Here is a 26,558-nt window from a genome sequence, read left to right on the forward strand (position 1 = left end):
TGCAGAAATCCCGCCCCTCCTTCGATCCACCATTGTTCACCAGGCTGTCCCACAGTTTCACGTTCTCGGAGGAGACGTGGCTGCGGAGTGCTTTCGAGCTGATCCTGTCACAGCAACCTTCGCGAGGATGGCGATCCCTGCCCGGCGCGTCGGCCCAGTGAGATTGGCCGATAGAGGACCGCATGCAGGAGGCTCAGCGAACCACCGACGGCGACCAGGCGTGCTCTATGTACAGGGACGCCTGGGCGGAAGGGTCAGCCGTGATTTGCCAGACGTCGCTATCGCCCTCGGCGCCGTCACGGGGCAGTCCGTAGAGCAGTGTCCCGTCATCCAGCCATTCGATCTGGTCGTCAACGCTGCGGGTCTCCGACAAAACTGTTTCGTTTCCGCCGGCCAGGTCCAGGATGGCGATCTTCCAGTGAGCGGCCAGGGATGTGCCCGTGTTCTTTTTGTAGGCCACGCGGGTACCGTCAGGCGACAGCGAGGGGCATTCGACGCCGTCGTGGATTGCCGTAAGGGTCCTGGCCGAGATGCTGCCTTTGACAAGCCAGATGCGCCCCGACGACGCCGCCGTTGCATAGAACGCGTCCGCCTCCCCCGGGACGAAGGTCACGCCCCAGATGTTCCGGTCGGCCGCTGTCACCTGAGCTCCGTTGACCAGGAGGGCAAACCCCTCCAAGGTGCCGGTTAGGGGGCTTCCGTCAGTCCGGCTGATGGACGTTTCCGTCGAGAAACCCGATGCGCCGTAAGAGTGGCCGGTGACAAACACCGTTGTGGACACCAGCGAGCCGTCCGCACTCATCCGTGTTCGGCTGGGCATCCCCGGCACCGCCCACCGGCTGGTGGGTTGCCATTCCCGGTTCAGCAACACCGCCTCGAAGTTGGTAACGAGGCCTCGGTTTGTCTTCAGGCAAACGATATTCCGAGCGGTGCCGTAGACCCGGTCGCAAGCCTCGGATGCCAGGTCCCGCTGCCCGGCGGGCTCTTCCAGCGGGACAGTCGCGGCCATGCCATACCCCTGGCCCGGCGCGGTATTGCGGAACAGGACAAAAGCAGCCGCAGGAAGGGCACCTCCGGAGGCCACGCTGACAACGGACGCTGCCGAGCGGCTGTCCTGGAACCGCTGAAAAGCGGTGGCTGCATAAGAACCGGCCCCCGCGAGAACCATCACCGTGATCACCAACAGGATGATCCAGCGTTTCCTGCCGCTCCCGGGGCTCAAGCTGTGTGCCTTTGGCGCGTTCCCGCCCGCAGGATCAGCAGGGCGGCCGGGACGGCGGCCGCGAGGCAGCCGCCCACCACCACCATTGCCGTGGACGGGCCAAGTGTGAACCACAGGACACCAAAGCCGGCCGAAGCAGCCATGCGGCTCAGGGCCACAACGGTCTGGGCTGCGCCGATGCCCGTGGCCAGCTTCTCCGGCGGTGTGAGCTGGCTTGCCAGAGCGGCGAGCACACCGTCGGTTGCAGCGTAGAAGGCTCCGAGCAGGACAAGGCAGGCCAGCGTCGGACCGAATCCGCTAAGCGGTGCCGCCGCGAGGAGATAGCACAGCAGGAGGGCCACATGCCCCGTAACAAAGACTTTCGCTTTTCCCCAGCGGTCGGCCAGTTTGCCAAGCGGGATCGCGAGAACAAGGAATACGACATTCGTGCCCACATACAGCAGCGGGAACCACTGCACCGCAAAGGAGTCCCGGTTCTGCAGGACCAGGTAGATGAATCCGTCGCCGACGGTCAGCAGTCCAAGGAGCCCCGAGGCGATAAGCAGCCGGCCAAGTCCGGGCTCGCGTAAAAGGCTCCAGCGAAAGACGAAGACCGGGCCGGGGCGCCGGCCGGGCGCCGGTCCTGCCGCGGTTCCCGTTTTCACGTTGGGTACCAGCAGTGCGAGGGCGGCTACTCCGATCACCGCGAACGCAAGGGACACCACAAAGAGAGTGCCGTAGCCGTTGGGAATGAGCATCAGGATGAAGAACGCCAGCAACGGTCCGGCTGCGGCACCGATGTTGTCCAGCATCCGGTGCACGCCGAAGTGGCGCGCCAGGTACTCGGGCTGGGCGGACACGGTGATGAGAGCGTCACGCGGTGCCGTGCGGATGCCCTTACCGATCCGGTCACCGGTAACGATGGCCGCCAGGGCCCAGAAGCCGCCGGCGAAAAGGAATCCGATCCTGGCCACCATCGACAACCCGTAGCCCGCGAGTGCGATGCGTTTGGGATGTCCGCTCCGGTCCGCTGCCCACCCCGCAGCGATCCTGACAATGGCGCTGGCACCTTGGTTGATCCCGTCAAGTATCCCGAAGGCAATGGCTGACAGGCCGAGGAATCCGGTGATGTAAAGGGGAAGGACAGCGGATACCGATTCGGAGGAGACATCGGTGAACATGCTGACAACACCCAGCCACAGGATGACAGGCGACAGGCGGAAAGCCCGCCGGGGCACCATGGGATCGTTCGTTGCCGGCAGCGCGTCCTTCTTGCCGCCGTTCCGATCTGAGACCGAGATGTACATGGCCGCTACCCCGCCGTCGCGTGAAGGTTGCCGAGCAACATGAAACGGGTACTGCCCGTGCCCGTGGTTGACGTGGTTAGGGTCACCGAATCGGTGCCCCTGACGAAGCGGACCGACCGCTGCCCGTCCGCGGCGGGGGCCGCCTCGGACCAAAACTTCAGTGCGGCGAGTTTTTGCTGGAAGTGGGCCACTACGGAGTCCTGGCTGGAGGCCGAGATGGCATCCGCCGTCACTTGGAGGACGGTATCCGCGGCAGATACACCCGTAGAGACCACAACGCTTCCGTCCGGAAACGGAAACACAGACGAAGGGAAACCGTCAACGATCTTGCCCTGGGCGGAGGCTGTCGGCGGCATCGGAAGGCTAACCAACGCCGACGGCGGGGATGGCAGCGGAAGCCCAGTGGGTGCTGCCGACACAGGGGGAAGCACTTCCAATACCGCCGGTGCTGCCGGGCTTTCCGTTGATTCCCCGGTTCCGGAGGCCGGCCCGCTCCCTCCGCCTGCCTCAGATCCCGGCGCGGCGGATGTGTCGTCCTCAGTGGCCGAAGCTCCCGGCGGCAGGGTACCGCCGCTGCCGGCCGAGGCCGGGGGGACGCTCGTTGACGGAGCGGCCGTTCCCGTGTCCGTGACTCCGGCCAGCTGATCGAACACAACAGCGGTGCCGCCCAGCACTGCCGCGACGCTCACCCCCACGATGACAAGCCTCTTCGCTATCATTGGGCCCCCGCCTCCCGTTCAGGCGTTGGAGACCAACGCGCCTGCGATTCCGGCAGCCCGGGCTGCCTTGGGCACAGTCTGACACCGGAAAAGACGGCTTCGATAGAGTGGCGGTACCTGCTTTTCCCTGCCTCACCACCGGCCGTTGCGGGGACGGGGCTGGCAAACGGGGCAGGTATAGGAGGACCGGTTCATGAATTGTTCGCGCTTCATCAGGCTTACGATGCCTGCAGCGGCGCAGCGTTTGCACTCCTGGTTTTCCCTGCCGTACGCGTTAAGCGACCGGTCAAAGTACCCGGAGGCGCCGTTTACATTGACGTAGAGGGAGTCGAAGCTTGTCCCGCCGGCGGCAAGGGCGTCCAGCATCACCTCACGGGCGGCGTCGAGAACCCGCAGCGCATCGGCGCGGCGGAGCGTTTCGGTGGGCCGGGCGTAGTGGAGGCGCGCCCGCCACAGTGCCTCGTCTGCGTAGATGTTGCCGATCCCGGAAACGAGTCCCTGGTCCAGCAGCGCACGTTTGAGTCCAGTCTTACGGCTCCGCAGCCGGCGGTAAAAGGAATCGAAGGAAAAATAGGGATCCAGGGGATCCCGGGCGATGTGGGACGCCTCTTCGGCAATAAACGGCTCCGGGACCTCCCCAAGGCCGCCGGGTCCGCCGTCGGCCGTTGGCACCAGCGACGTGACAAACAGGCCCCCAAAGATGCGTTGGTCCACGAATCTGAGTTGTTCCGGCATGCCGTGGGCGGGGCTCAGCCGCAGGCGGACTTTTAGGTGCTTTTCATCCGGTACCACGGAATCCTGCATCAGCAGCTGGCCGCTCATTCCCAGGTGGGCCATGAGCGCCACTCGCGGCCGGGACGTGCCTGCGGCCGGAATGCCGTCAGTACCTGGCTGGACTGCTGCCGCCTCCTCCAGCGGTAGCCAGAGGAATTTTCCGCGACGCACCACATCCAGGACCCGGGAGCATTCGAGGTTGCCGGTGAAGTCCTGGGCGCCGAGGGCGTGCCGGCGGATTGAACGCGGATCCAGGACGTCGACAGAAGTGATCGTCCTGCCGCGGACCCAGCTCACTAGGCCGCGGCGGACAACTTCGACTTCCGGCAGTTCGGGCACGGAAAGACCTAGAGGCCGGCTTCGGATTCCGCCGGAAGACCTGACGTCGCGGTAACCGACAGCTTCCGCCAGGCGTCAGCGGCAGCTTCCTGCTCGGCTTCCTTCTTGGACCGTCCGGCACCCTGTCCGTAATCGGTCCCGCCGATCCGGAGCACGGCGACAAACGTCCGCGCGTGATCCGGGCCGGAACCCTCCACGGCATAGTAGATGCTGCCCAGCTGACGGCTGGCCGCCAGTTCCTGGATGCTGGTCTTCCAGTCGGTGCCTGCACCAAGCGCGGCGGCGTCCTGCAGCAGCGGGCCGATCAGCCGCATGACCAGTTGGCGTGCCGTCTCGATGTCGTTGGACACGTAGGTGGCTCCGATCAGCGCTTCCATGGTGTCCGCAAGGATCGAGGCCTTGTTCTTGCCGTCGGTGAGCTTTTCGCCCTGCCCGAGGTAGATGTACTCTCCGATGCCAAGGCTGCGGCCGATTCCGGCGAGTGCCCTGGTGCTGACCACAGCTGAACGCCGCTTCGCGAGGTCACCCTCAGGCAGTGCAGGGTTGTCGCGGTAGAGGGCATCCGTCACGGAAAAGCCCAGGATGGAATCACCCAGGAACTCGAGGCGCTCGTTGGTGGGTATGCCGCCGTTTTCGTAGGCATACGAACGATGTGTCAGAGCAAGACGAAGCGTCCCGGCATCAATAGAGACACCGAGACGCTTCAAAAGCTCTTCAGTTGAAGACGTCATGTTCAGCCAGTGGGCCGATTAGACGTCCGCGACCTTGCGGCCCTTGTACTCAAGGAACAGCGCAGTGCCAGCCGAGTCGGTAACGACCTTTGCCTGGTGCGGCAGGCTGTACGTAACCTGGCCGTTCTCGACGGTCTTCACCAGGTGGGGGGCGGTTGCCTTCCACTGGGAGCGGCGGGCGCGGGTATTCGAGCGAGACATTTTCCGCTTCGGGACAGCCACGGCTAACTCATTTCTCTCTAGAAAAACACTTACAAATCAATTTTGCCGGTCAGGCTTAGCCAAGTCAGCTAGGGCAGCCCAGCGAGGATCTACGACCTCGTGGTGATGCCCCGGCTCGTCTTCCAGGCGTACTCCGCATTCGGAGCAAAGGCCCTGGCAGTCTTCCCGGCACACCGGCTGGAACGGCAGCATGGTTACAACCGCGTCCCGCAACACCGGCTCAAGATCGATTAAATCGTGCTCGATTCGATATTGCTCTTCTTCGTCTTCTTCGGCGGAGAACTGGGCGTCCTCGTAGAAGAAAAGTTCTTGCACATCGACCTCGAGGTCATACGCAAGGGGATCCAGGCATCGGCCGCACTCGCCGGTTACTTCGACGTGAACAGTTCCTGATACCAGAATTCCTTCGTGTACGGCCTCCAGCCGCAGATCCAGCCCGACATCCGAGCCTTCCTGCACGCCAATGAGTGCCACACCAAGCTCGCTTGGTGCGGGTACATGTTCTTTCAGCGTCCGCATGCTCCCCGGGCTGCGCCCGAGGTCCTTGACGTCGAACGCCAAGGGCGAACTAGCATCTCGTTTAATGAGAACTCCTGTTGAACATATGACCGACGTACTATCTTAGCCTGATCTTCCGGGCGGACTCAAACCGGCTGAATGCCACACAGTTGAGCACCGCGGGACGGACAGGGATTGGGCCGCAAAACCGGCAGGGGCCGTTGCGTACCGATCAAGCCTACCCTCTGCCGGGCCGATCCTAGGACGACTCGCCCGCCAGCAGCCGTTTCAGCACCGATCGTGGCACATAATCGGACACGTTGCCGCCGAGGGTGAAGACTTCCTTAATGAGCGTTGACGACAAGTGGAGATAGTGGCCTTCGGTGGGAAGAAAGACCGTTTCCACGCCGCTCAGCTGCCGGTTCATCGTTGCCATCGGGAGCTCGTAGTCAAAGTCCGACGACGATCGAAGGCCCTTCACAATTGCGGACACCCCCCGCTGCCTGCAGTATTCGGCCAGCAGGCCTTCGCCCACCGGCTCCACTACGATGCCGCGCAGGGACGCGAGGGTCTCGCGGGCCATGTCGATCCGTTCCTCCAGCGGGAAGCGGTACTTCTTGGCGTAGTTGGTGGACACAGCCACGATGACTTCGTCAAAGAGGCCTGCGGCCCTGGCGATGACTTCCAGGTGGCCATTGTGGATCGGGTCAAAGGAGCCAGGGCATACGGCGCGTCTCATGCTCCGAACCTACCGTATCCCCCAAGCGGGATAACATGACTGGATGCCCGAGTCGAACATTCCCTTCACCGTTGCAGGGGGCGTGGTGCTGGTCACCGGCGCAGCCATGGGCATGGGCCGGCTGCACGCGCTCCGCGCCGCCAGGGAAGGCGCGACTGTGGTGATCCTATGGGACGTGGATGCCGGTGGACTGGCAAGCGTTGCCCGCGAGGTGACTGCGCTCGGCGCCCGAGCCGTAGCCCGCGCCGTGGATCTCGCGGACCGTGACGCCATCGCCGAGGCCGCGCGGGAGTGCCGTGCTGAAGGCGCCCTTACCCTCCTCGTCAATAACGCGGGAATCGTGCGCGGCGCGTACTTTTGGGAGCACCGGCCGGGCCCTGACATTGCCTTGACCATGGACGTCAACGCACTGGCGCCGATGTACGTCACCCTCGCTTTCCTTCCGGACATGATGGCCGACGGCGGGCGCGCCCGGCGGGTCCTGAACATCGCCTCCGCCGCCGGCACGGTTTCCAACCCCAGGATGAGCGTTTATGCAGCCTCCAAATGGGCTGTAGTGGGCTGGAGTGACTCGCTGCGGCTTGAATTGGAACAGGAAGGCTACCGGCACCTGCGGGTTACCACCTTCTGTCCGAGCTACATTTCCACCGGGATGTTCGCCGGCGCCCGCGGCCCCCTGCTCACACCGCTCATGACTCCCGATAACGCCGTCGACCGGGCGTGGCGGGCGATGGCCGCGGGCCGCCCGCTCCTCATTGCTCCGGCGACAGCCAATCTTGGCAAGGTCCTGCGGGGGATCCTTCCGGTCCGCGTATGGGACTTCATCGGCGGTAAGGTCTTCCGGATCTACAGAGGCATGGAAAAATTCACCGGGCGCGCAGAGGACGCCACCTCCAACCGACAGGCAGGCAAACAGTGAACGCAACAACTCCGGCACCGTGGCAGCGGGCAGCGTCGGGTGCCAATCTCCTGGCAGCCAACGGAACCCTCGGGGTCACGATCTTCGAGGAGATGACCACCCTCGCGGTCCGGACCGGCGCCATCAACCTTGGCCAGGGCTTCCCCGACGAGGACGGTCCGTTGGAAATCAAGGCGGCCGCCCAGGTTGCGATTGCCTCCGGCGCCAACCAATATGCTCCCGGCAAGGGAATCCTTCCCCTCCGGGAGGCCGTATCGGCGCACCAGCAGCGGTTCTACGGGCTCACGCCGGACCCGGAGACTGAAATCATCGTCACCACGGGAGCCACCGAAGCCATTGCTGCCTCGTTGCTGGCCCTCGTGGAGCACGGTGACGAGGTGCTTACGTTCGAACCCTTCTACGACTCCTACGGCGCCATGATCGGACTGGCGGGAGCCACGCATGTGACGGCTCCGCTGCTCGCTCCGGATTTCATGCCGGACATGGCAGCCCTGGAAGCGGCCTTCAGCAGCCGCACCAAAGTGGTGCTGATCAATAATCCGCACAACCCCACCGGCGCGGTCTTTCCGCGTGAGGTTCTTCAGCGCGTCGTGGAACTTGCCGCCAGGCACGACGCCGTCATCATCACCGACGAGGTCTACGAGCACCTGACGTTCGGGGAACAACACATCCCGGTGGCAAGCCTGCCCGGTGCCGCCGGCAGGACCGTCACCATATCCTCCGCCGGCAAGACGTTCTCCTTCACCGGCTGGAAGATCGGCTGGCTGAGCGGACCGGAACACCTCGTGTCTGCCATCAGGACGGTGAAACAGTTCCTCAGCTACAGCTCCGGCACGCCGTTCCAGGGCGCCATCGCCGTAGGGCTCGCCCTGCCCGACGACTTTTACACCGGGATTTCCGAGACACTCCGGCGCAAGCGGGACATCCTCAGCGACGGGTTGAAGGCCGCCGGCCTGGACGTCTTCACCCCGCAAGGAACCTACTTCGTGAATGTGGACACGGCTCCCCTGGGGATCTCCGACTCCGTGGACCTGGCCCGGAGGCTTCCGGAACTGGTAGGGGTGGCCGCCATCCCGGTGCCAGTCTTCTGCCATCTCGAGGGCGCCGAACGGACCCGCAGCCTGCTCCGCTTTGCGTTCTGCAAGAAGACCGAGGTCCTCGAGGAGGCCGCATCGCGGCTCGCCACCCTCCGGGACCGGCTGTGACGATGCCTGCCCGGACCCCGGCAGGATCACGTTTCCTCCGGACCACCGGACAGCACGCCACCATCGAACCGGATGCCTTCACCGCAGGGTCCTATGTGCTGAGCATCGGCGGAGCGGAGCAGTCCCACGTAAACCTCGCCGAGCCGGTCGAAATCTTCTACGAGTACCTCCGCCGGATCGGGCACGTCGTGGATCTCGCGGCACCTGCCGGCGAGCCGGTCCACGCGCTGCATCTTGGCGCCGGGGCGCTGACGCTGGCCCGCTACATCCAGGCGACCCGCCCGGGGTCCCTACAGTACGCCGTGGAGCTCGAACGCGAGCTGCTGGACTTCGTCCTGCAGCAGTTGCCAATGCCGGACGGAACGGTTCTGCACACGCTGATCGGCGACGCACGGGACGCGCTGGCGGAACTGCCGGCGGAACTGCGTTTCGACGTCGTGATCCTGGACATTTTCTCCGGCCCGGAGGCACCGGAGCACATCGCATGTGCCGGTTTCTACGAGGAGGCTGCGGCCAGGCTGACGCCACGCGGGATGTTGATCGTCAACGTGGGCGATGAACCGGGGCTGACCCTGGTACGGAGCCAGGTGGCAGCCATGCGCCAGGTCATGGGCGGTGTTGCCGCTTTCGCCGAGTCCGGGATGTTCGCTGGGCGGCATCCCGGGAACATTGTCCTTGCCGGCACAAGGGGTCCGTGGCCTGCGGAATGGACCGTGGAGCTGGCGGCACGCGGCCCGCACCCGGCAAAAGTACTGGCCGGCGTGGACCTCGACGCGATCTCGGACTAAGTCAGCTGCCGCCGCCCACAGGTTCGGCAAACCACAGCTTGGTTTCGCCGTATTTCTTCTCGGCAAACCGCTCCAGCGACGCAGGCCAGGACGGCTCCGGGCTGCGGGACGAGCGCTCCACCACCACGACGGCGGACTCTGCCAGGTAAGGCGACAGTTCCTCCAGTACCGCGCCCATGGCGGGCTCGTCCAGCGGATACGGCGGGTCCAGGAACACGAGGTCCCACAGTGTGCCCGGCACGGTCCTTTCCAGGAAGGACTCCACCCGGGAGCGGTGGACCGACACCGCCTTGTGACCTACGGCCCCGTTGACGAGGTCCGCGTTGCGCTGGCAAACCTCACTGGCCTTTCCGTCGAACTCCACGAGGTCCACAGTCTCCGCCCCGCGGCTGGCGCTTTCCACGCCCAGCGCGCCGGAGCCCGCATAAAGATCCAGGACGCGGGCACCTGCCACCACATTGAAGGCCTCAAGGCGGGAGAAGAGTGCTTCCTTGACGCGGTCGGTGGTGGGACGGGTCATGGACCCGGGCACACTGACCAGCGGCATTCCCCCGCCGGCCCCGGCGATGATGCGGCTCACGCCGGATCCGTCCCGTCATGTCCAGCCATACGCCATGTCCTAGCCACGCTCAAGGAATGCCTCCTTTTCCGGGTTCAAATACTCATCGATTGCCTCCGCGAGTGCGGAATGGTCCGTCAGGCCGGGATCCGCGGCCACGATTTGTTGCGCGTCCTGGCGTGCCTTTGCAATGACGGCCTCGTGCTCCAGCACGCGCAGCAGCTTGAGCGTGGAGCGTCCGCCGGACTGCGAGGCGCCGAGGATGTCGCCCTCGCGGCGCAGCTTCAGGTCCTCCTGCGACAGCTCGAATCCGTCCGTCGTGGCCGCCACGGCGTCCAGGCGGCGGCGGCTGGGATGCCCGGGCTCAAGCGTGGTCACCAGAAGGCAGGTGCCGGGCAGCCCGCCCCGGCCCACCCGTCCGCGAAGCTGGTGCAGCTGGGAGATGCCGAACCTGTCCGCATCCAGGATCACCATCAGTGTGGCGTTGTGGACGTCAACACCCACCTCGATCACGGTGGTGGACACCAGCAACTTGGTTTCATTCGCCGTGAAGGATGCCATCGTTGCGGATTTCAGGACGGGATCCTGCCTGCCGTGCAGCGGCGCCAGCGGAACGCCGGCCAGCGCGGGTTCATCCTGCAGGTGTTCGACGACGGAAGTGACGGATGCGAGCTCGCGGGCCGGGCCGTCACCTTCCAGGTCGGCCGCCGAAGGCTCCGCTTCCCCGGGGCTGAAGTCGCCGTCGTCGTCTTCTCCGATCTTGGGGCACACGACGTAGACCTGGTGCCCGGCGTCGATCTCTTCCCGGGACCGGGACCAGATACGTCCGGCCCAGCCGGGGTTTTCGGCGAGGCCAACGACATGCGTGGAAATGGGGGCACGGCCCGCGGGGAGTTCGTCCAGCACTGATGTTTCGAGATCGCCGAACACGGTCATGGCGACGGTCCTGGGAATGGGCGTGGCAGTCATGACGAGCAGGTGGGGCGGCTTGCTGGCTTTCGCACGCAGGGCGTCGCGCTGCTCCACCCCGAAGCGGTGCTGTTCATCCACGACGATCAGGCCGAGGTCGTAGAACGAGACATTGTCGCTCAGCAGGGCGTGCGTCCCGATCACGATCCCGGCAGTGCCAGACGCGGCATCCAGCATGGCCTGTTTGCGGGCAGCAGTGGGCATCGATCCGGTAAGCATCGTGACCTGCACTGCGTCGGGACCTGCTCCGCCCAGCAGGCCGTCCCGGGACAACGGACCCAGGGTCCTGCGGATGGATTCGAAGTGCTGCGCGGCCAGGACTTCCGTGGGCGCCAATAGGGAGGCCTGACCCCCGGCGTCAACCACCTGGAGCATTGCGCGCAGGGCGACGATGGTCTTGCCTGACCCCACCTCGCCCTGGAGGAGCCGGTTCATAGGGCTGTCCTGCGAAAGCTCCTCCGCAAGTGTTTTCCCGACGGCGGACTGGCCGGCCGTGAGCGTAAAGGGCAGCTGGCGGTCGAACGCGGTCAGGATTCCGTCGGTAACAGGCCGGCGGGCCGTGGCCTCCTCGGCGGCCAGCTGGGCGCGGCGCCGCGCGAGGGCAGTCTGCAGGACCAGGGCCTCCTGGTACCTGAAGCGGTCCCTGGCCCGCTGCCAGTCGCCGGGCACCTCCGGGGTATGGATCAGCCGGTAGGCCTCCGGAGCCGGCAGGAACTTCTCCCGGGCCGAGACCCCGGCCGGCACCGGATCGTCCAGGACATCCAGGTCGACGGTGTCCAGGAGGGTGGAGATGACTTTCTGGATGGACCAGCTGGTGAGCTTGGCCGTTGCCGGGTAGACCGGGATGGGCATGGCGGCGAGCTTCTCCGGGTCCATGCCCGGGGTGTCCGGGTCCTCGTCCAGCAGCAGGAAGTCAGGGTTGGTGAGACTCAAGCTGCCGCCGTACCGGGTGACCTTGCCCGAGAACATCGCCCGGCGCCCCGGGAGCAGCTCCGCTTTGGCCCGGTAGCCGTTGAAGAAGCTCACCTTCAGGGTGCCGGGCACGCCGGCGCCGGGAAGCCTGCCGGCGCTTCCGTGGCTGTTGTGGTTCGTCGCGGAATCGTCCGTAATCACGACGTCGGTCAGCGTGCCGCGGCGCGCCCGCATTGCCCTGGTGCTGTTGGACACGACGCGCGCGATCAGGGTGACCTCTTCGTCCAGCGGCACCTCGCTGATGGGGGTCAGCTCACCCCGGCTGAGGTACCGGCGCGGAAAATAGTTGAGCAGGCCGCCGACGGTGGTGATGCCCAGGTGTTTCTCAATGACGGCTGCGGACCGTTTGCCGATGCGGCGTTCCAGGCCCAGTTCCAGCTCAGTGTTCATGTCCGTCGGCGTCCCGCGGCAGGGCGAGCTGGCTGACCGAAATGTCCGTGGGTTCGCCGAGTGAGCCGATGAGCGCCACAGCCGGTTCCGGGGCCGGCACGTGGACGTGCACTCGCCAGCGGTACTTTCCGTCGCCGTCGATTGCACCGCCAACCTGGCTCATGATCACCGAATCGCCCATTTCGTCCAGCCGTTGCCGCAGGGTGGCCGCATCCAGGGGAGAAAGGTTGATGGTGCACATGACTTCCACGCCGTCGTCGTCGGGCATGTCTGCATGAATGTGGGGGTCCTGGACGTTGTAACCGTGCAGGCCGTCCAGCATGTCGCCTTGGAGTTCTTCGCCGAGCACCGCGGAACGCAGGCAGTCAAGGATCAAGAGCATCCCGACGCCGCCGGCGTCCACGACATGGGCCTCGTGCAGGGCTGCCAACTGGTCTTCGGTGCGGACCACCGCTTCGAGGGCTGCCTCCACCGCAGCGTCCAGGGCCAGTCCCAGGACGTGATTGCTGTCGTCGCCGTTCTGCTCGGCATCCACTCCGGCGGCGGCACGCGCGGCCGCCTCCATGACCGAGAGCATGGTTCCCGGAACGGGATCGCTCAACGCCGACCACGCCCGGATCTGGGCGCGGTTGAGCGCGGCTGCGAGCAGCGGCGAGCTCAGGCGGGTATGACCGGCCAACGGCTCCGCAGCGGCGCACAGGAACACGGCGAACAATGTGCCGGAATTGCCGCGTGCCTGCTCCATCGCGGCCTGGCCGGCGCTTGCGAGGACGGCCCCGACATCCTGCTGGCCCGGGGGCCCCCCGGACTGCAGCGCGAATTCGGGGTCCGGTGACGTGGCGGGGCTGTGGAGGGCCTGTGCAGCTGCACGGACCGTCAGGTAGAGGTTGGTGCCGGTATCGCCGTCCGCCACAGGGAAAATATTGATGGCGTTGAGGCGGTCGCTGTGGTTCCCGAGGACTGTTTCGGCCTTGCCCAACCACCGCTTCATCGCTTGCGCGTTGGCGGCAATCTTAGTCTGCAAAGTGATCCCATCCCACAGTGTCCGCGGGCCGGCCCGCTATCGTCACGCCAGTGCTTTCCATTGGTGCAAGGGCTTCTACTGAGCCTATCGCAGCGAAACCCGGAGGCAGCTGAACGTCCGCCGGGAATGTGGCAAGAAGTCCATGATCTTCCCCTCCGCCGAGCACCCAGACCATGGGGTCGCCGTCCACCGCGTCCGCGACAGCGGCCAAAGGCTCTGCGAGCTGCTTCAGGGCGTCGGGATCAAGGTCCAGGACCACGCCGCTGGCGGCGGCCAGGCGGTTGCCGTCGCGGATCAGTCCGTCGGAAACATCCATCATGGCCGAGGCGCCTGCCGCGAGTGCGGACGGCCCGGCATCCAGCGGCGGCAGCGGCCGGCATTGCCTGTCCATAATGGTCCGCTGCTCCGGCGTTAACCGTTCAACATCCAATGCCGACTCCAGCAGGGCAAGGCCCGCCGCCGCGAGCCCCAGCGTTCCGGCCAGCGCGACGGTGTCCCCGGGACGGGCCCCGGAGCGCAATACCGGCTCCCGCCCGTCCAGGGTGCCCAGGATGGCCACGGTCACGGCCAGTTCGCGGCCCCGGCCCAGGTCCCCGCCGGCCACGGAACATCCAGCGGCGCCAAGGCCGCTGATGGCGTGGGACAGCCCGTCCGCGAAATCCTCAACCCAGGAAACCGGCGTCTCCGGAGGCAGGGTCAGGCTCACCACCATGGACACGGACCGCGCACCCATGGCGTTGATGTCGCTCAGGTTCTGCGCCGCGGCCTTCCAGCCGACGTCGAAGCCGGTGGTCCGGTACCCGTTTCGCCACACCAGCCGGAAATCCTGGTCCTGGACCTGAGTGTCAATGCTGACCACGGTCCGGCCGTCCGGGGCTGCCACAATGGCGGCGTCATCCCCGGGTCCCAGCAGGAGCGCCGTGCCCTCGGCTGGACCTTTGTTCAGGCGCGGAAAGATCCTGGCGAGGAGCTCGGATTCGGAAAGTCCGTCAACGGTGAGGTGAGATTCAGGCACACCACTACGCTACAGTCAGGGACCGACATCCGTTCGCGGGGTCCTGTCCACAAGGTCCTGATGGGCCCCTGCGGGCATGGCGGGAAGCGGGGGCAGAGCGGACGAACGGCGTCCGGCCGGCTGCCCGGAGCGGGATAGGCTTAAACAATGCACCTGCTCCGCACCCCGGTTTCCACCCGTTCGCTTCGCCTGCCGGCAACGGCTGCAGCAGTGGTGCTGGCCCTCAGCGCATGCGCACCGGTGGTGGACGTCGCGCCGGCCAAGGATGCGGCCAACCCTGCCTGTGCACCCATGATGGTGGCACTTCCGGACACGATGGGTGACGCGGCCCTGCGGAAGACCAACAGCCAGGCAACCGCCGCCTGGGGCGATCCGTCCAAGGTCATCCTGCGGTGCGGAGTCAACGTTCCCGGTCCGACCACAGACCGTTGCGTCAGTGTCAACGGCATCGACTGGGTCATCAAGGAGGGCGACCCCGTCTGGACACTGACCACCTTCGGCCGCGAACCGGCCACGGAGATCCTCATGGACCCGGATCAGATCAGTTCCGCAACCGTGCTGGCGGAACTGTCCGCCGCGGCCGGGAAGATCAAGGCCACCAGGAACTGCGTGGGCCAGGAAGAGCTGCAGAACCTGCCCACCGGACAATAGGACCCACGCGTCCCGGCCGCCGGCCTGCAATAGCGCTTAGCGCAGCCCGGTCTTCCGGTTCAGGGCCAGGTAGATCAGTTCGTCGATGAGTTCCGCGTAGCCCAGCCCGGACGCAGCCCACATCTGCGGGTACATGCTTTTCGGCGTGAAGCCGGGCATGGTGTTGATCTCGTTGATGATCAGCTCGCCGTCGGGAGTGTAGAAGAAATCCACCCGGCTAAGCCCCTCGGCGCCCACGGCATCGAACGCCGCGGCGGCAAGCTCGCGGACCCTGGCGATCGCCTCGTCAGGGAGGTCGGCCGGGCAGCTCAGCGAGGCGGCGTCGTCTTCCACGTATTTTGCATTGAAGTCATAGAACTCGTGCTCCCCCGGAGCCACGGCGATCTCCCCCGGCATGGAGGTCCGCGGCGGTTCCGTACCGCGCCCTTCAAGGACGGCGCATTCGATTTCGCGGCCCACGATGCCGGCCTCGATCACCAGTTTGAGGTCATGCTCGCGGGCGGCCGCGATGGCCGCGTCCAGGCCCTCCAGGGAGTCCACTTTGGAGATGCCCATGGAAGATCCTGCCCGGGCGGGCTTGACGAATACGGGGTAACCCAGCCGGTCAACGCGTTTGCGGATGGCTTCCGGGTCAGTGAGCCACTGCCGGTCCGTCACGGCGATGTACGGTCCCACCTGCAGGCCGGCGGCCTCAAAAACCACCTTCATGTAATGCTTGTCCATCCCGACAGCGGACGCGAGGACACCGGCGCCAACGTAGCGGGTGTCCGAGAGTTCCAGCAGTCCCTGGATGGTGCCGTCTTCACCGAACGGGCCGTGAAGCAGCGGGAAGACAACGTCCACGGCACCGAGCTCCTGCGGAACTTCGTTCGGGGACGCCACGATCAGCTGGTGTTCCCCGCCGATTTCGGCGAGTGTGACCGTGCGGGCAGAGGGCGACACCTCGGGTAGGGACGATGCCGAGAGAGACCATTGCCGGGTGTCCCCCGACACAAGGACCCATTGTCCGGTCTTTGCGATGCCGATGGGGATGACATCGTACTTGTCGTAGTCGATGGCCCCGAGCACGCCGGCGGCCGTCACGCAGCTGACGGCGTGCTCGCTGGAGCGGCCACCAAACAACACGGCGACGCGGGGTTTGGCGTGGCCGGGTGCGGTGTGCTTGTTCAATTGTTCTTCCGACACAGTCAGTAATCGCCTTCGGATTTCAGGTCCCGGGCCAGCAGCAGCGGTCCCAGTTCGTCAACGGACAATTTTCCGGCCAGCACGGCAACCACTGCCGCGGTGATGGGCATCTCGACGCCGAGCTTTCCGGCAAGTTCGTGCACGGCCTGCCCGGACTTGATCCCCTCGGCCGTTTGGGTCATTTCCCCGGTCACCTGTTCCAGCGTCAGCCCCTTGCCCAGCAGGCGTCCGGCAGTGTGGTTCCGGGACAACGGCGAAGAGCAGGTGGCAACGAGGTCGCCCAGCCCGGCCAGGCCAGCCATGGTTTGAGCTTCTCCCCCCAGGGCAAGCGCCAGCCTGGACGTCTCCGCAAGCCCCCGGGTAATCACGGACGCCTTGGTGTTGTCGCCCATCCTCTTGCCTTCGCAAATACCCACGGCGAGTGCAATGACGTTTTTCACGATGCCGCCGATTTCAACACCGACGACGTCGGTGGTGGTGTACGGGCGGAAATAGGGTGCGGTGCAGCTGCGGGCGATCCATGACGCCACCTCGGCGTCCGCACACGCCACCACAGAGGCGGTGGGTTCCTCGCGGGCGATTTCCATGGCCAGGTTGGGTCCGGACACAACGGCAATACGGTCCGGCTTGATGCCCAGCTCCTCACTGATGACCTCGCTCATGCGGGCATCTGAGCTGAGCTCCAGGCCCTTCATCAGGGAGACCACAAAGGCGTCCGGCGATATCAGGTGCCGCCACTCGCGAAGCTGCAGCCGGAGGGACTGGGCCGGCACCGCCAGAACGACGAGGTCCGCCCCGGACAGCACCTCCGCCACGTCGGTGGAGGCGGTGATGCTGTGCGGGAGGTCGATGTCCTTAAGGTACTGCGAATTCCGGTGCATGGTGTTGATCTGCTCAACAACCTCGCGGCGGCGTCCCCAGAGCCGGATGCTCCGCTGGACACCGGAGGCGGTGGCGGCATCAGCCAGTATCTTGGCAAACGTGGTCCCCCAGGAACCGGCTCCGAGAACGGCGACCGACATTGCCGAGCCGGCTGCGGCCTGGTCGGGGGTCATTTGCCGCTCCCCTCGATGTTGCGTCCATGCTTGGTCTGGTTGTGGGCGGCAGGATCCCACCGCTCAGCGGGAGGCTGTTCCCCCCGCAGGGTCGCCAGCAGGCCCGTAATGGCCTCCATGATGACCGCCGTGGCGGCCGTCAGCGTGGCTTTGTCCAGCGGACGGCCCTCGAAAGCGCTAAGGTCCACGGGGTCGCCCACGATGACGCGGGAGGTCCGACGGGGGAACAGATGGAACCGCTTCGCATAGCGCGGAAAGACCTGGTGTGCTCCCCAGTGGGCCATGGGAACCACCGGAATGCCGCTCTCCAGCGCCATCCGGGCCGCACCGGTGTGGCCCTTCATCGGCCACAGCTCCGGGTCACGCGTCAGCGTGCCCTCGGGGTAGATGATGATGGCCCCGCCTTCGTCCACCACTGCCTTGGCGACCTGCAGCGAACGGTTGGCACCCGCCGTCGAACGTTCCACCGGGATTTGCTTGGTGGCGCGCAGGACTGCCCCCAAAACCGGCACCTTGAAGAGTCCGCCCTTGGCCAGGAAGTGCGGCATCCGCTTCTGGTTGTACAGCATGTGGCCGATCACGAGCGGGTCGATCTCGGTGCAGTGGTTGGGTGCGGCGATGAAGCCGCCCGCCGGAAGCTTGTCCAGCCCTTCCCACTTCTTGTTCATGAGCAGGTTCATCACTGGCCTGACGATCCCGGCGACGATGACAAAGGTGGTGCGGCTCTTGGCCGTTTCCTTCACTGGGACCCCGTTACTTGGCTGCGGTGATGTCGAAATCGGCGCCCAGGCCCGCGAGCTTCTCGGTGAAGCGCTCGTAGCCGCGGTTGATGATGTCGATTCCGGTCACCCGGGACGTTCCGGTGGCAGCCAGTGCGGCGATGAGGTGGCTGAAACCGCCCCGGAGGTCCGGAACGTCGATGTCGGTGCCCTTGAGCTGCGTGGATCCCGAGATGACGGCCGAGTGCAGGAAGTTCCGCTGGCCGAAGCGGCACGGCACGCTGCCGAGGCACTCCCGGTGCACCTGGATGTTGGCGCCCATCCGGATCAGTGCGTCGGTGAAGCCGAACCGGTTCTCGTAGACGGTCTCGTGGACGATCGACACGCCTTCGGCCTGGGTCAGGGCCACCACAAGGGGCTGCTGCCAGTCCGTCATGAATCCCGGGTGCACGTCCGTTTCAAGGACTAGCGGATTCAGCTTGCCGCCGCGGTGGTAGAAACGGATGCCGTCCTCGCCGATGTCCATCCCGCCGCCCACCTTGCGGTAGGTGTTCAGGAACGTCATCATGTCGCGCTGGGAAGCGCCCTCAACGAAAATATCTCCGCGCGTCACGAGCGCCGCTGAGGCCCAGGACGCTGATTCGTTCCGGTCCGAGAGTGCCCGGTGGTTGTAACCGCCGAGGTCCCTGACGCCTTCGATGCGGATGGTGCGGTCCGTCTGGACGCTGATGATGGCGCCCATCTTCTGCAGCACGGCAATGAGGTCGATGATTTCCGGCTCCGTGGCGGCACCGGAAAGCTCCGTGATGCCTTCAGCCCTGGTGGCGCTGAGCAGGACCTGCTCGGTGGCCCCCACTGACGGATAGGGCAGCGAGATCTTGGCGCCCTGGAGCCCCTTGGGGGCGGAAATGTGGATGCCGCCCGGACGCTTTTCGACGACGGCCCCGAACTGGCGCAGGACGTTCAGGTGGTAATCAATGGGGCGGTCGCCGATCTTGCAGCCGCCAAGGTCGGGAATGAACGCTTCACCGATGGCGTGGATCAGCGGACCGCACAACAGGATGGGAATCCTGGAGTCGCCTGCATGGGCGTCGATTGCGGTGCTGGACGCGGTCTTGGCGCCCTTCGGATCCAGGGTCAGGTCCCCCGTAACAGGGTCCTTTTCGACCGTGACGCCATGAAGCTGGAGCAGGCTGGTGACAACCTCGACGTCCTTGATTTCAGGGACGTTGCGCAGCACGGACGGCTCGTTGCCCAGCAGGGCGGCCACCATGGCCTTGGGGACAAGATTCTTGGCCCCGCGAACGGTGACGCGTCCAGTTAGCGGGACGCCTCCGCGGATTGTCAAAACACTACTCATATACCGGTTTCCTCACGACTACTCGCCCCCAAATCCTTACAAAGGCTCCAGCTAAGCATAGGAGCTAGCGTTACCGATCTGAAATACGGCGCGTTTTTCCGGAGGGCGCCGCGGGGGCGGCAAGGGTGCAGCCGGTACCGGGGACCGGCGCTGCGGGGTCCGCGGTACCGGCGCCGCAGGGACCGTACCCGGCCCCCGGCGTCCCCGCGGGACCGCGGGGCGGCCGCACCCCTCAGCGCCGGCCCGATCAGGACAGCCGAGCGGGCAGGGTCTTCGGCTTGAAAGCGGGCCTGGTGGCTTCGTAGGCTGTGATGTCTTCTTCGTGCTGGAGGGTCAGTCCGATGTCGTCCAGGCCTTCGAGGAGGCGCCAGCGCGTGTAGTCGTCAATCTCGAACGGCGCCACCACGTTGCCGCACATCACGGTCTTCGAGACGAGGTCCACGGTCACCTCGGTGCCCGGGGCGTTCTCCAGCACCTTCCAGATGAGCTCGATGTCATCCTGGGCGACCTCGGCTGCCAGGAGGCCCTGTTTGCCGGAGTTGCCGCGAAAGATATCGGCGAACCTTGAGGACAGGACGGTCTTGAACCCGAAGTCCTTCAATGCCCATACTGCGTGCTCGCGGGAGGACCCGGTGCCGAAGTCCGGTCCGGCCACCAGCACGGAACCGGCGTTGAACGGCTCCTGGTTCAGGATGAAGGCAGGGTCCTTGCGCCAGGCCGCAAACAGTGCGTCCTCGAAGCCCGTGCGGGTAATGCGCTTGAGGTAAACGGCCGGGATGATCTGGTCGGTGTCCACGTTGCTCTGGCGCAGCGGTACGCCGATCCCGGTGTGGGTGCTGAACTTTTCCATGGCGGTTCCTTTGATGCTGGGTAGGTGTGGGCTGCGCGGGCTAGGCGGCGTTATCTAAGCGGCGCTGCTACTGACGGCGGCGGACTCGGGAGCGGGGTCCAGGTCCGACGGCGAACTGAGCGTGCCGCGCACCGCCGTAGCTGCCGCCACGACCGGTGAGACGAGGTGGGTGCGGCCACCCTTGCCCTGACGTCCCTCAAAGTTGCGGTTGGACGTGGAGGCACAACGTTCCCCCACCTCCAGCTGGTCCGGGTTCATGCCCAGGCACATGGAGCAGCCGGCAAAACGCCACTCAGCTCCAAAGTCCTTGAAGACCTTGTCCAGGCCTTCCGCTTCCGCCTCGAGCCGCACGCGTGCCGAGCCCGGGACAACGAGCATCCGGATGTTCGGGTCCTTGGTGCGGCCGCGGATGATGTCCGCCGCGGCGCGCAGGTCTTCCATCCGGGAGTTCGTGCAGGAGCCCAGGAAGACCGTGTCCACCCGGATCTCCTTCATCGGGGTGCCGGCTTCCAGCCCCATGTACTGCAGTGCCCGTTCGGCCGCGGCCTTGGCGTTTTCATCGCCGAAATCCTCCGGCGACGGCACCTTGGAAGACAGCGAAACGCCCTGGCCGGGGTTCGTGCCCCAGGTGACGAAGGGCTCCAGGGTGTCGGCGTCCAGGTCCACCTCGACGTCGAACGTTGCGTCGTCGTCCGTGCGGAGCGTGTTCCAGTATTCGACGGCGGCGTCCCACTCCGCGCCCTGCGGCGCGTGCGGCCGTCCGTACATGTAGTCGTACGTTGTCTGGTCCGGGGCAACGAGGCCCGCGCGGGCGCCGGCTTCGATGGACATGTTGCAGATGGTCATCCGGGCTTCCATGGACAGTGCACGGATTGCCGAACCACGGTATTCGAGGACGTAGCCCTGCCCGCCGCCGGTGCCGATCTTCGCGATGACCGCCAGGATGATGTCCTTTGCCGACACTCCGGGGCGCAGGGTTCCCTCGACGTTTATCGCCATGGTCTTGAACGGCTTCAAGGACAGCGTCTGGGTGGCCATGACGTGCTCCACCTCGGAGGTGCCGATGCCCATGGCCAGCGCGCCGAAGGCTCCGTGCGTGGAGGTGTGCGAATCCCCGCAGACCACCGTCATGCCGGGTTGGGTGAGGCCAAGCTGGGGGCCCACAACGTGGACGATCCCCTGCTCGGCGTCGCCCAGGGAGTGCAGGCGGACGCCGAATTCCTTGCAGTTGTTGCGCAGCGTCTGGATCTGGGTCCGGCTGGTCAGATCAGCGATAGGCTTGTCGATGTCCAGCGTGGGGGTGTTGTGGTCCTCGGTGGCGATGGTGAGGTCCGGGCGGCGCAGCGGGCGACCGGCCAGCCGGAGCCCTTCAAAGGCCTGCGGCGACGTGACTTCATGCACCAGGTGGAGGTCGATGTAGAGAAGGTCCGGCTGGGCATTGGCACCTTCGCCGTCGCCTTTGCGCACCACGTGCGCGTCCCAGACTTTCTCGGCCAATGTCTTTGCCATGGCCATCTCCCTTCACTGCTGTTGGCTGTTTACATCCACTGAACCAGCACGCCCGCGTAATACGCCAGCCAAATGATTTGCATCTCAGATATTGAGACGGCAATATCATTACATGGACAATTCTAGTGGCGTCGGTGTCATCGATAAAGCGGCCCATGTGCTCGACGCACTTGAGGCAGGGCCCACCACTCTGGCGCAGCTGGTGGCTGCCACCGGACTGGCGCGGCCGACCGTACACAGGCTCGCCCTGGCACTGGTCCATCACCGGCTTGTCAGCCGCGACATCCAGGGCCGTTTTGTGCTGGGAAGCCGGTTGGTGGAGCTCGCCTCGGCCGCCGGCGAGGACCGGCTGATCGCCTCAGCCGGGCCCGTCCTGATGCAGCTGCGCGACGCCACCGGCGAAAGCGCCCAGATCTTCCGGCGGCAGGGTGACTGGCGGGTGTGCGTTGCGTCTGCCGAGCGTCCCATCGGTCTCCGCGACACCATCCCGGTGGGTACCCAGCTTTCCATGAAGGCCGGCTCCGCCGCCCAGGTCCTGCTGGCCTGGGAGGACCACGACCGGCTCCTCGAAGGTCTGCAGGCAGCGCGCTTCACGCCCACCGTCCTGGCAGGAGTGCGACGGCGGGGCTGGGGCCAGAGCCTCGGCGAACGTGAGCCGGGAGTCGCCTCTGTGTCGGCGCCCGTCCGTGGCCCGTCCGGACGCGTCATTGCCGCCGTGTCCATTTCCGGTCCGATCGAGCGCCTTACCCGCCAGCCGGGCCGGTTGCACGCCGAAGTCGTCTGCAATGCCGCCCGGGTGCTGACCGAGGCGCTCCGCAAGAACAACGACTGACACCGCAGCCGCCCGGCCGTCCCCTGCGGGCTCCGGGTATTAGGCTGTGCCCATGAACAGCTATGCGGTCTTCCTCCGTGGTATCAACGTGGGCGGAATCAACATCAAAATGGCGGACCTCAGGAGCGCCCTAGCGGAACGCGGGTTCGACGGAGTAAAGACGCTCCTGGCCAGCGGCAACGTTGCCCTGGCCAGCCCTCTCGGCGCCGCCGCACTCAAAAAGGACGTTGAAACCTGCCTGCGCGAGTCCTTCGGCTACGACGCGTGGGTGGTGGTTCTGACCGACGCCAGGCTTGCCGCACTCGTCGAGGCGTGCCCGTACCCTGCCGAGGACAAGACGACGCATACCTATGTCACCCTCAGTTCGGATACAGCCGTGCTGGACGAGCTGTTCGAGTCCGGTTCACGGCTGGACGGAACGCAGCAGCAGCGCCTGGGTCCGGAGGCCATGGCCTGGCTTGCACCCGCCGGAGGCACCCTGGACAGTCCATTCAGCAGACTCTCATCCAAAGCGCGCTACAAATCGACCACTACCACGCGAAACCTTCGCACCATGATCAAGGTCCGAGACGCCACGAAGGCACTGGGCAACGGCTAGTCGCGGCCCGCGGCTTTCAGGGCCGCGTTAAAGGACTTCAGCCTGCTGACTTCCACTTCCACCGGTTCAACCACACGCCTGTCCGCAACGGCGGCCACGGCCGCCCTGAGCTTCTTGCCCGCCGCGCCACCCCGCACTCGCGCGGCCGCCCCGGCGATGGCCTTTCCGGCGAGGGCCAGCACCACACCCAGCAGCAATCCCCCGGCGATCATCAGCGTTGGAACCGGCCACCCTTCCACCCTGGGCACCTCCGGAACAGGCAGCTGGAGATATCCCAGCCCGGCCAGGACACCGAGCCAGCCCACGCCGCCCAAAACCGCCACGAGGGCAAGCCATTGGGCAACGTTGAACAGTCCCCACCACCACGACTTTCTGCCGGCCAGCAGCTCAGTGCCGGCAATCGCCTGATCCATTGCGTCCGGCAGCTGGTCCCGGCCTTCACGCGCCGCGCCACGGATGGCCGCGCGCCACGGCCCCGGTGCCCCGGCACTGGCGGCATCCGCGAATTCCCGCACGGCAGCGTCCGTCCTGGCGCGTTCCGGTGCCCCGGCCGGCGGCAGCGATGTCCTGTTGACCTCCGCTGCGGCCCCCTCCCGACGCAGGTTCAGCCGCCGCAACGGGTCCGGGCGGAACCGGACCAGCCAGCGGGTCAGCGGCCAGCCCGTGCGCCTCGTGGCTTCCTGCCGGTACGACCTCGACACGGCATCAGCAACGAGCGGGACGTTGGCGGCCGCCGCAAGCTCGTCAGCCAGCCGGGACCTGGTGCCGGCTTTGACTCCGGCTGCCTCCCCGGTTCCGGAGGCCGCCGCAAGCCGGGCCGTGGCCTTGGAGACATCCGCGGCCAGCCGCTGCGAGGACGCCTGCCGTTGCACCACCACGTCTCGGATGGCCGCCCGGACTTTGTCGACGCCGGTCCCGTCCAACGCAGAGGCGCCAAGGACCTGGACCTTCCCCAGACCGTCCCGGGCCAGGATGGCTTTGAGGGATTCCAGCACCGGCCCGATGTCCGACGGCGGAAGCCGGTCAACCTGGTTGAGTACCACCAGAGTGACCGCCCCGTGCGAAGCCAGGGGCGCAAGGAAGTCGTTGTGCACCGCGGCGTCCGCATATTTCTGCGGGTCCAGCACCCACACCAGGACGTCCACTAGACCCACCATCCGCTGGACAATCTCCCGGTTGGCGGCCTTCGTTGAATCGAAATCCGGCAGGTCCAACAGGATCAGGCCGGTGGATTCATCGGCGAACCCCGGCAGTGCCGAGGAATGATGGCGTTTGGCGACCCCGAGCCAGTCCAGCAGCGGTTCGCTGCCCTCCTGTCCCCAGACACCGGCCAGCGGTTCGGACGTCGTGGGACGGCGCACCGCCGCCGTCGCGATTTCCGCACCGCTGACCGCATTGAAGAGCGACGATTTCCCGCTGCCTGTGGCGCCAAAGAATCCCACCACAGTGTGCTCCGCGGACAGTGAACGGCGGGAACTGGCGCGCTCAAGGACCTGGAGCACGTCGTCCAGAGCCTCGTCCGGCAACACCCCACCGGCGAGCTCCCGCGCATCGTTCAGGGCTTGCAGGCGGGCGTCGAGCCGGGAGGCTTCCCTGCTTCCGCTGTGCCGGCTCATGCGGGTCCGGCCAGTTGCCGGAGGGCGCGCGAATGATCGGACAAGACCTCCGGCGGAACCCCGGTACCAATGTCGAGACGGTCCAGGAAGCGCTGCTGTTCCGCCTGAAGCAGCTTGTGGCACCTCGAGTTCAGGTCCTCGCGGGCAGTTTGCGCGAGGCGTCTCACGGCGTCCTCGCCGAAGACGGCCTCCAGGAGCCGTTGACCAACGACGGCGGTACCTCCCGCCACTCCGATCTCCAGTCCCGTTAGCCCGGCGGTCATGGAGAAAACCACGATCATGAGGGCGGCCCCGAGTCCGTTGACCCCGAAAGAAAGCCACCGGGCGTGGGTGCGTTTGCCCTGGCCTTCCGTACGGATGAGCTCCATGAGCGCTCCCTGCCAGGCCCTGATTTCTGCTGCCACCGTGTCCGCGAAGCCGGCACTGGTGCCGGAAAGATCGTCCGCGCCCAGCAGCTGGCGGCCTGCGGGGTCCGAGCGCCAGCGCTGGTCGGCGTCCTCGGCCGCGTTGGCGGCTTCGTCCATGATGACCGCCTGCAGCCCCGTTTCAATGGCTGTTTCCACCTTGACAGCGGGAGCGGGCTCGCCGCGGAAGAAGGCGCCCATCCGGTCCCGCACGCGACCGATGTTCTGTTCCAGGACGCGGAAGAACTCGCCGGTACCGACAAAGTCCTGCCAGCGGGCCAGAACTTCGCCGCGCAGGAGGGCACCGTCTCGCGTTGCGTCCATAATCCTGGACCCTGCATCCTGATAAGCGTTGCGGACATCCCTGGCGAGGACATCCCGCGATTGCTGTTGCTCCCTCGATGCCTGCGCGAGGGCTGCAACGCGGCCGCTGAGCGCACGTACCGTGCCGTTGAGTGTCCGGCGGGCAATCTCAGCCCTCCCGGCAGAATCTGCTGCCAGTTGACGCAGCCAGTGGGCCACCGGTTCCACGGCGCCTTCGGGCAGCATTCCGAGACCGTCCAGGGTCACCTCCGGAATAATAAACAACCGGGCTGCACCCAGGCCCTCCCGCTGGAGCATGGTCCGGAGGTCCGCACTGACCTCCTCCTCGGCGGCCGGGGGCACGCGGTCCAGCACCACGGCCACCATGATGTCCCTTGACGCAGCGTCGAGGAGCAGCTTCCAGGGCACGGCGTCGGCATAGCGGTTGGCTGTTGTCACAAATATCCAGAGGTCGGCTGCAGCGAGCAAGTGGCCCGCAAGCGTCCGGTTGCCATCCGAGACGGAGTCGACGTCGGGAGCATCCAGTATGGCGATTCCTTGCGGCACGGCGGGGTGTCCCACGAGCACCAGGGAGGATATGGATGCCGCATCCGGTGCAGCGCCGGCCCGGCTGGCGGGAAGAGGCGTTTCCAGCACTGCGCCGCGGATTCGGCTCAGGTTCGGCAGTACCCGCTGGTCTTCGAACCAGGGAGAATCCGCCGGGTTGTGGAGCAATATCGGCTGCCTCGTGGTCGGCCGGATGGCGCCGGCCCTCGTGACCGGGTGGCCCACAAGGGCGTTGACCAATGTGGACTTGCCGGCTCCGGTGGATCCGCCAACAACTGCCAGCAGCGGAGCGTCAAGGCTGCGGAAGCGCGGAAGCATGTAGTCGTCCAGCTGCGCCAGTGCGTTTTTGATATCGAGGCGGGCCGCGTCAGCGCCGGGAAGTGCGAGCGGCAGCACGGCTTCGCCGAGGTCCCTGCGGACGGTCTCGAGCAGTTCCACAGCTGCGGCTGCGCGCGCATTGTGCACGGCGGGGCCCGCGGGTGAACTCTCAGATGGGGACGTCACAGCTTCATCATGCCAGTTCAAAACGCTCCCGGCT

General features: G+C 65.9%; 26 protein-coding genes. 6 read left to right on the forward strand and 20 right to left on the reverse strand.

The genetic code is table 11. The features are described 5' to 3' along the window. Positions 1-193: 193 nt before the first annotated feature. From JOE41_RS02455 to coaD, 8 genes are all read right to left on the reverse strand, one after another. Positions 194-1,222: a TolB family protein gene (locus tag JOE41_RS02455; protein ID WP_374068639.1), complete on the reverse strand. Its 1,029-nt coding sequence runs from the start codon at positions 1,220-1,222 to the stop codon at positions 194-196. Continuing rightward, positions 1,219-2,508 (reverse strand): MFS transporter, encoded by a 1,290-nt coding sequence (locus JOE41_RS02460; RefSeq protein ID WP_209750700.1) that lies wholly within the window; start codon positions 2,506-2,508, stop codon positions 1,219-1,221. Before JOE41_RS02460 ends, JOE41_RS02455 begins: the two co-directional genes overlap by 4 nt. 5 nt (positions 2,509-2,513) lie before the next feature. After that, positions 2,514-3,227, reverse strand: coding sequence for a hypothetical protein (locus JOE41_RS02465; RefSeq protein ID WP_209750702.1), 714 nt, complete (start codon positions 3,225-3,227; stop codon positions 2,514-2,516). Positions 3,228-3,359: 132 nt separating this feature from the next. After that, the gene (gene mutM, locus JOE41_RS02470; protein WP_209750704.1) at positions 3,360-4,340 is read right to left on the reverse strand and encodes a bifunctional DNA-formamidopyrimidine glycosylase/DNA-(apurinic or apyrimidinic site) lyase; all 981 of its coding nucleotides are present in this window, start codon (positions 4,338-4,340) and stop codon (positions 3,360-3,362) included. Between the two features lie 8 nt (positions 4,341-4,348). Beyond that, positions 4,349-5,071: a ribonuclease III gene (gene rnc, locus JOE41_RS02475; RefSeq protein ID WP_011692343.1), complete on the reverse strand. Its 723-nt coding sequence runs from the start codon at positions 5,069-5,071 to the stop codon at positions 4,349-4,351. A gap of 18 nt (positions 5,072-5,089) precedes the next feature. Beyond that, positions 5,090-5,293, reverse strand: coding sequence for a 50S ribosomal protein L32 (gene rpmF, locus JOE41_RS02480; RefSeq protein ID WP_009356569.1), 204 nt, complete (start codon positions 5,291-5,293; stop codon positions 5,090-5,092). Positions 5,294-5,329: 36 nt separating this feature from the next. Continuing rightward, positions 5,330-5,854 (reverse strand): DUF177 domain-containing protein, encoded by a 525-nt coding sequence (locus JOE41_RS02485; protein ID WP_011692344.1) that lies wholly within the window; start codon positions 5,852-5,854, stop codon positions 5,330-5,332. A gap of 196 nt (positions 5,855-6,050) precedes the next feature. After that, positions 6,051-6,530 carry a pantetheine-phosphate adenylyltransferase gene (gene coaD / locus JOE41_RS02490; RefSeq protein WP_011692345.1) on the reverse strand — a complete coding sequence of 160 codons (480 nt, stop codon included), beginning with the start codon at positions 6,528-6,530 and terminating at the stop codon, positions 6,051-6,053. Positions 6,531-6,573: 43 nt separating this feature from the next. Between coaD and JOE41_RS02495 the strand changes: the two genes are divergently transcribed. Genes JOE41_RS02495 through JOE41_RS02505 form a run of 3 tightly spaced genes read left to right on the forward strand, consistent with a single transcriptional unit; the run spans position 6,574 to position 9,442 of the window. Continuing rightward, entirely contained in the window at positions 6,574-7,449 is an 876-nt protein-coding gene (locus tag JOE41_RS02495; RefSeq protein WP_209750706.1) for an SDR family NAD(P)-dependent oxidoreductase, read from the forward strand. Continuing rightward, a complete protein-coding gene (locus JOE41_RS02500; protein WP_209750708.1) occupies positions 7,446-8,654 on the forward strand; it encodes an aminotransferase class I/II-fold pyridoxal phosphate-dependent enzyme in 1,209 nt (402 codons plus the stop codon). The genes JOE41_RS02495 and JOE41_RS02500 overlap by 4 nt, the downstream gene beginning before the upstream one ends. 2 nt (positions 8,655-8,656) lie before the next feature. Further along, entirely contained in the window at positions 8,657-9,442 is a 786-nt protein-coding gene (locus tag JOE41_RS02505; protein WP_209753510.1) for a spermidine synthase, read from the forward strand. Position 9,443: 1 nt separating this feature from the next. Here the strand turns inward: JOE41_RS02505 and rsmD are convergent, their stop codons facing one another. The 4 genes from rsmD to JOE41_RS02525 are packed head-to-tail and all read right to left on the reverse strand — an operon-like array spanning position 9,444 to position 14,371. Further along, positions 9,444-10,022: a 16S rRNA (guanine(966)-N(2))-methyltransferase RsmD gene (gene rsmD / locus JOE41_RS02510; RefSeq protein ID WP_011692350.1), complete on the reverse strand. Its 579-nt coding sequence runs from the start codon at positions 10,020-10,022 to the stop codon at positions 9,444-9,446. Positions 10,023-10,061: 39 nt separating this feature from the next. Then, on the reverse strand, positions 10,062-12,332 hold the full coding sequence (locus tag JOE41_RS02515; protein WP_209750710.1) for an ATP-dependent DNA helicase RecG: 2,271 nt from the start codon (positions 12,330-12,332) through the stop codon (positions 10,062-10,064). Continuing rightward, positions 12,322-13,323, reverse strand: a complete 1,002-nt coding sequence (locus tag JOE41_RS02520) for a DAK2 domain-containing protein (protein ID WP_209753511.1) — start codon at positions 13,321-13,323, stop codon at positions 12,322-12,324. Before JOE41_RS02520 ends, JOE41_RS02515 begins: the two co-directional genes overlap by 11 nt. Before the next feature lie 22 nt (positions 13,324-13,345). Beyond that, on the reverse strand, positions 13,346-14,371 hold the full coding sequence (locus tag JOE41_RS02525) for a thiamine-phosphate kinase (RefSeq protein WP_011692353.1): 1,026 nt from the start codon (positions 14,369-14,371) through the stop codon (positions 13,346-13,348). Positions 14,372-14,518: 147 nt separating this feature from the next. Here JOE41_RS02525 and JOE41_RS02530 point away from each other — a divergent pair, with 147 nt between their 5' ends. Continuing rightward, positions 14,519-15,022, forward strand: coding sequence for a DUF3515 domain-containing protein (locus tag JOE41_RS02530; protein WP_209750713.1), 504 nt, complete (start codon positions 14,519-14,521; stop codon positions 15,020-15,022). Positions 15,023-15,058: 36 nt separating this feature from the next. On the opposite strand, the gene JOE41_RS02535 is transcribed toward JOE41_RS02530, so the two are convergent. The 6 genes from JOE41_RS02535 to leuC all read right to left on the reverse strand — a co-directional run bounded on the left by JOE41_RS02535 (position 15,059) and on the right by leuC (position 21,700). Then, positions 15,059-16,207, reverse strand: coding sequence for a D-alanine--D-alanine ligase family protein (locus tag JOE41_RS02535; protein ID WP_011692355.1), 1,149 nt, complete (start codon positions 16,205-16,207; stop codon positions 15,059-15,061). Positions 16,208-16,209: 2 nt separating this feature from the next. Next, the gene (locus JOE41_RS02540) at positions 16,210-17,262 is read right to left on the reverse strand and encodes an NAD(P)H-dependent glycerol-3-phosphate dehydrogenase (RefSeq protein WP_209750715.1); all 1,053 of its coding nucleotides are present in this window, start codon (positions 17,260-17,262) and stop codon (positions 16,210-16,212) included. After that, positions 17,259-18,005, reverse strand: a complete 747-nt coding sequence (locus JOE41_RS02545) for a 1-acyl-sn-glycerol-3-phosphate acyltransferase (RefSeq protein ID WP_011692357.1) — start codon at positions 18,003-18,005, stop codon at positions 17,259-17,261. Before JOE41_RS02545 ends, JOE41_RS02540 begins: the two co-directional genes overlap by 4 nt. A 10-nt stretch (positions 18,006-18,015) precedes the next feature. Continuing rightward, positions 18,016-19,341 (reverse strand): UDP-N-acetylglucosamine 1-carboxyvinyltransferase, encoded by a 1,326-nt coding sequence (gene murA / locus JOE41_RS02550; protein WP_011692358.1) that lies wholly within the window; start codon positions 19,339-19,341, stop codon positions 18,016-18,018. A 247-nt stretch (positions 19,342-19,588) separates the two neighbouring features. Continuing rightward, a complete protein-coding gene (gene leuD, locus JOE41_RS02555) occupies positions 19,589-20,191 on the reverse strand; it encodes a 3-isopropylmalate dehydratase small subunit (RefSeq protein ID WP_011692359.1) in 603 nt (200 codons plus the stop codon). Positions 20,192-20,245: 54 nt separating this feature from the next. Beyond that, complete coding sequence (gene leuC, locus JOE41_RS02560) at positions 20,246-21,700, reverse strand: 3-isopropylmalate dehydratase large subunit (protein WP_209750717.1); 1,455 nt, start codon at positions 21,698-21,700, stop codon at positions 20,246-20,248. Positions 21,701-21,812: 112 nt separating this feature from the next. Here leuC and JOE41_RS02565 point away from each other — a divergent pair, with 112 nt between their 5' ends. Next, complete coding sequence (locus JOE41_RS02565; RefSeq protein WP_011692361.1) at positions 21,813-22,532, forward strand: IclR family transcriptional regulator; 720 nt, start codon at positions 21,813-21,815, stop codon at positions 22,530-22,532. Positions 22,533-22,584: 52 nt separating this feature from the next. Continuing rightward, positions 22,585-23,130 (forward strand): DUF1697 domain-containing protein, encoded by a 546-nt coding sequence (locus JOE41_RS02570; RefSeq protein WP_209750719.1) that lies wholly within the window; start codon positions 22,585-22,587, stop codon positions 23,128-23,130. On the opposite strand, the gene JOE41_RS02575 is transcribed toward JOE41_RS02570, so the two are convergent. Then, a complete protein-coding gene (locus tag JOE41_RS02575; RefSeq protein WP_011692363.1) occupies positions 23,127-24,746 on the reverse strand; it encodes a GTPase in 1,620 nt (539 codons plus the stop codon). The two genes, JOE41_RS02570 and JOE41_RS02575, sit on opposite strands and share 4 nt — an antisense overlap. Continuing rightward, entirely contained in the window at positions 24,743-26,524 is a 1,782-nt protein-coding gene (locus tag JOE41_RS02580; protein WP_209750721.1) for a dynamin family protein, read from the reverse strand. Before JOE41_RS02580 ends, JOE41_RS02575 begins: the two co-directional genes overlap by 4 nt. Positions 26,525-26,558: the final 34 nt, after the last annotated feature.

It is taken from the genome of Arthrobacter sp. PvP103, assembly GCF_017833075.1.
Classification (GTDB): domain Bacteria; phylum Actinomycetota; class Actinomycetes; order Actinomycetales; family Micrococcaceae; genus Arthrobacter.

Coding starts and splice junctions, on each gene's coding strand:
- JOE41_RS02540 (WP_209750715.1), bottom strand. CDS start 17,262: ATGACCCCCGACCAGGCCGCAGCCGGCTCGGCAATGTCGGTCGCCGTT.
- leuD (WP_011692359.1), bottom strand. CDS start 20,191: ATGGAAAAGTTCAGCACCCACACCGGGATCGGCGTACCGCTGCGCCAG.
- JOE41_RS02520 (WP_209753511.1), bottom strand. CDS start 13,323: ATGAAGCGGTGGTTGGGCAAGGCCGAAACAGTCCTCGGGAACCACAGC.
- JOE41_RS02460 (WP_209750700.1), bottom strand. CDS start 2,508: ATGTACATCTCGGTCTCAGATCGGAACGGCGGCAAGAAGGACGCGCTG.
- rnc (WP_011692343.1), bottom strand. CDS start 5,071: ATGACGTCTTCAACTGAAGAGCTTTTGAAGCGTCTCGGTGTCTCTATT.
- JOE41_RS02505 (WP_209753510.1), top strand. CDS start 8,657: ATGCCTGCCCGGACCCCGGCAGGATCACGTTTCCTCCGGACCACCGGA.
- coaD (WP_011692345.1), bottom strand. CDS start 6,530: ATGAGACGCGCCGTATGCCCTGGCTCCTTTGACCCGATCCACAATGGC.
- leuC (WP_209750717.1), bottom strand. CDS start 21,700: ATGGCAAAGACATTGGCCGAGAAAGTCTGGGACGCGCACGTGGTGCGC.
- JOE41_RS02575 (WP_011692363.1), bottom strand. CDS start 24,746: ATGAGCCGGCACAGCGGAAGCAGGGAAGCCTCCCGGCTCGACGCCCGC.
- murA (WP_011692358.1), bottom strand. CDS start 19,341: ATGAGTAGTGTTTTGACAATCCGCGGAGGCGTCCCGCTAACTGGACGC.
- JOE41_RS02530 (WP_209750713.1), top strand. CDS start 14,519: ATGCACCTGCTCCGCACCCCGGTTTCCACCCGTTCGCTTCGCCTGCCG.
- JOE41_RS02495 (WP_209750706.1), top strand. CDS start 6,574: ATGCCCGAGTCGAACATTCCCTTCACCGTTGCAGGGGGCGTGGTGCTG.
- JOE41_RS02565 (WP_011692361.1), top strand. CDS start 21,813: ATGGACAATTCTAGTGGCGTCGGTGTCATCGATAAAGCGGCCCATGTG.
- JOE41_RS02515 (WP_209750710.1), bottom strand. CDS start 12,332: ATGAACACTGAGCTGGAACTGGGCCTGGAACGCCGCATCGGCAAACGG.
- JOE41_RS02465 (WP_209750702.1), bottom strand. CDS start 3,227: ATGATAGCGAAGAGGCTTGTCATCGTGGGGGTGAGCGTCGCGGCAGTG.
- JOE41_RS02570 (WP_209750719.1), top strand. CDS start 22,585: ATGAACAGCTATGCGGTCTTCCTCCGTGGTATCAACGTGGGCGGAATC.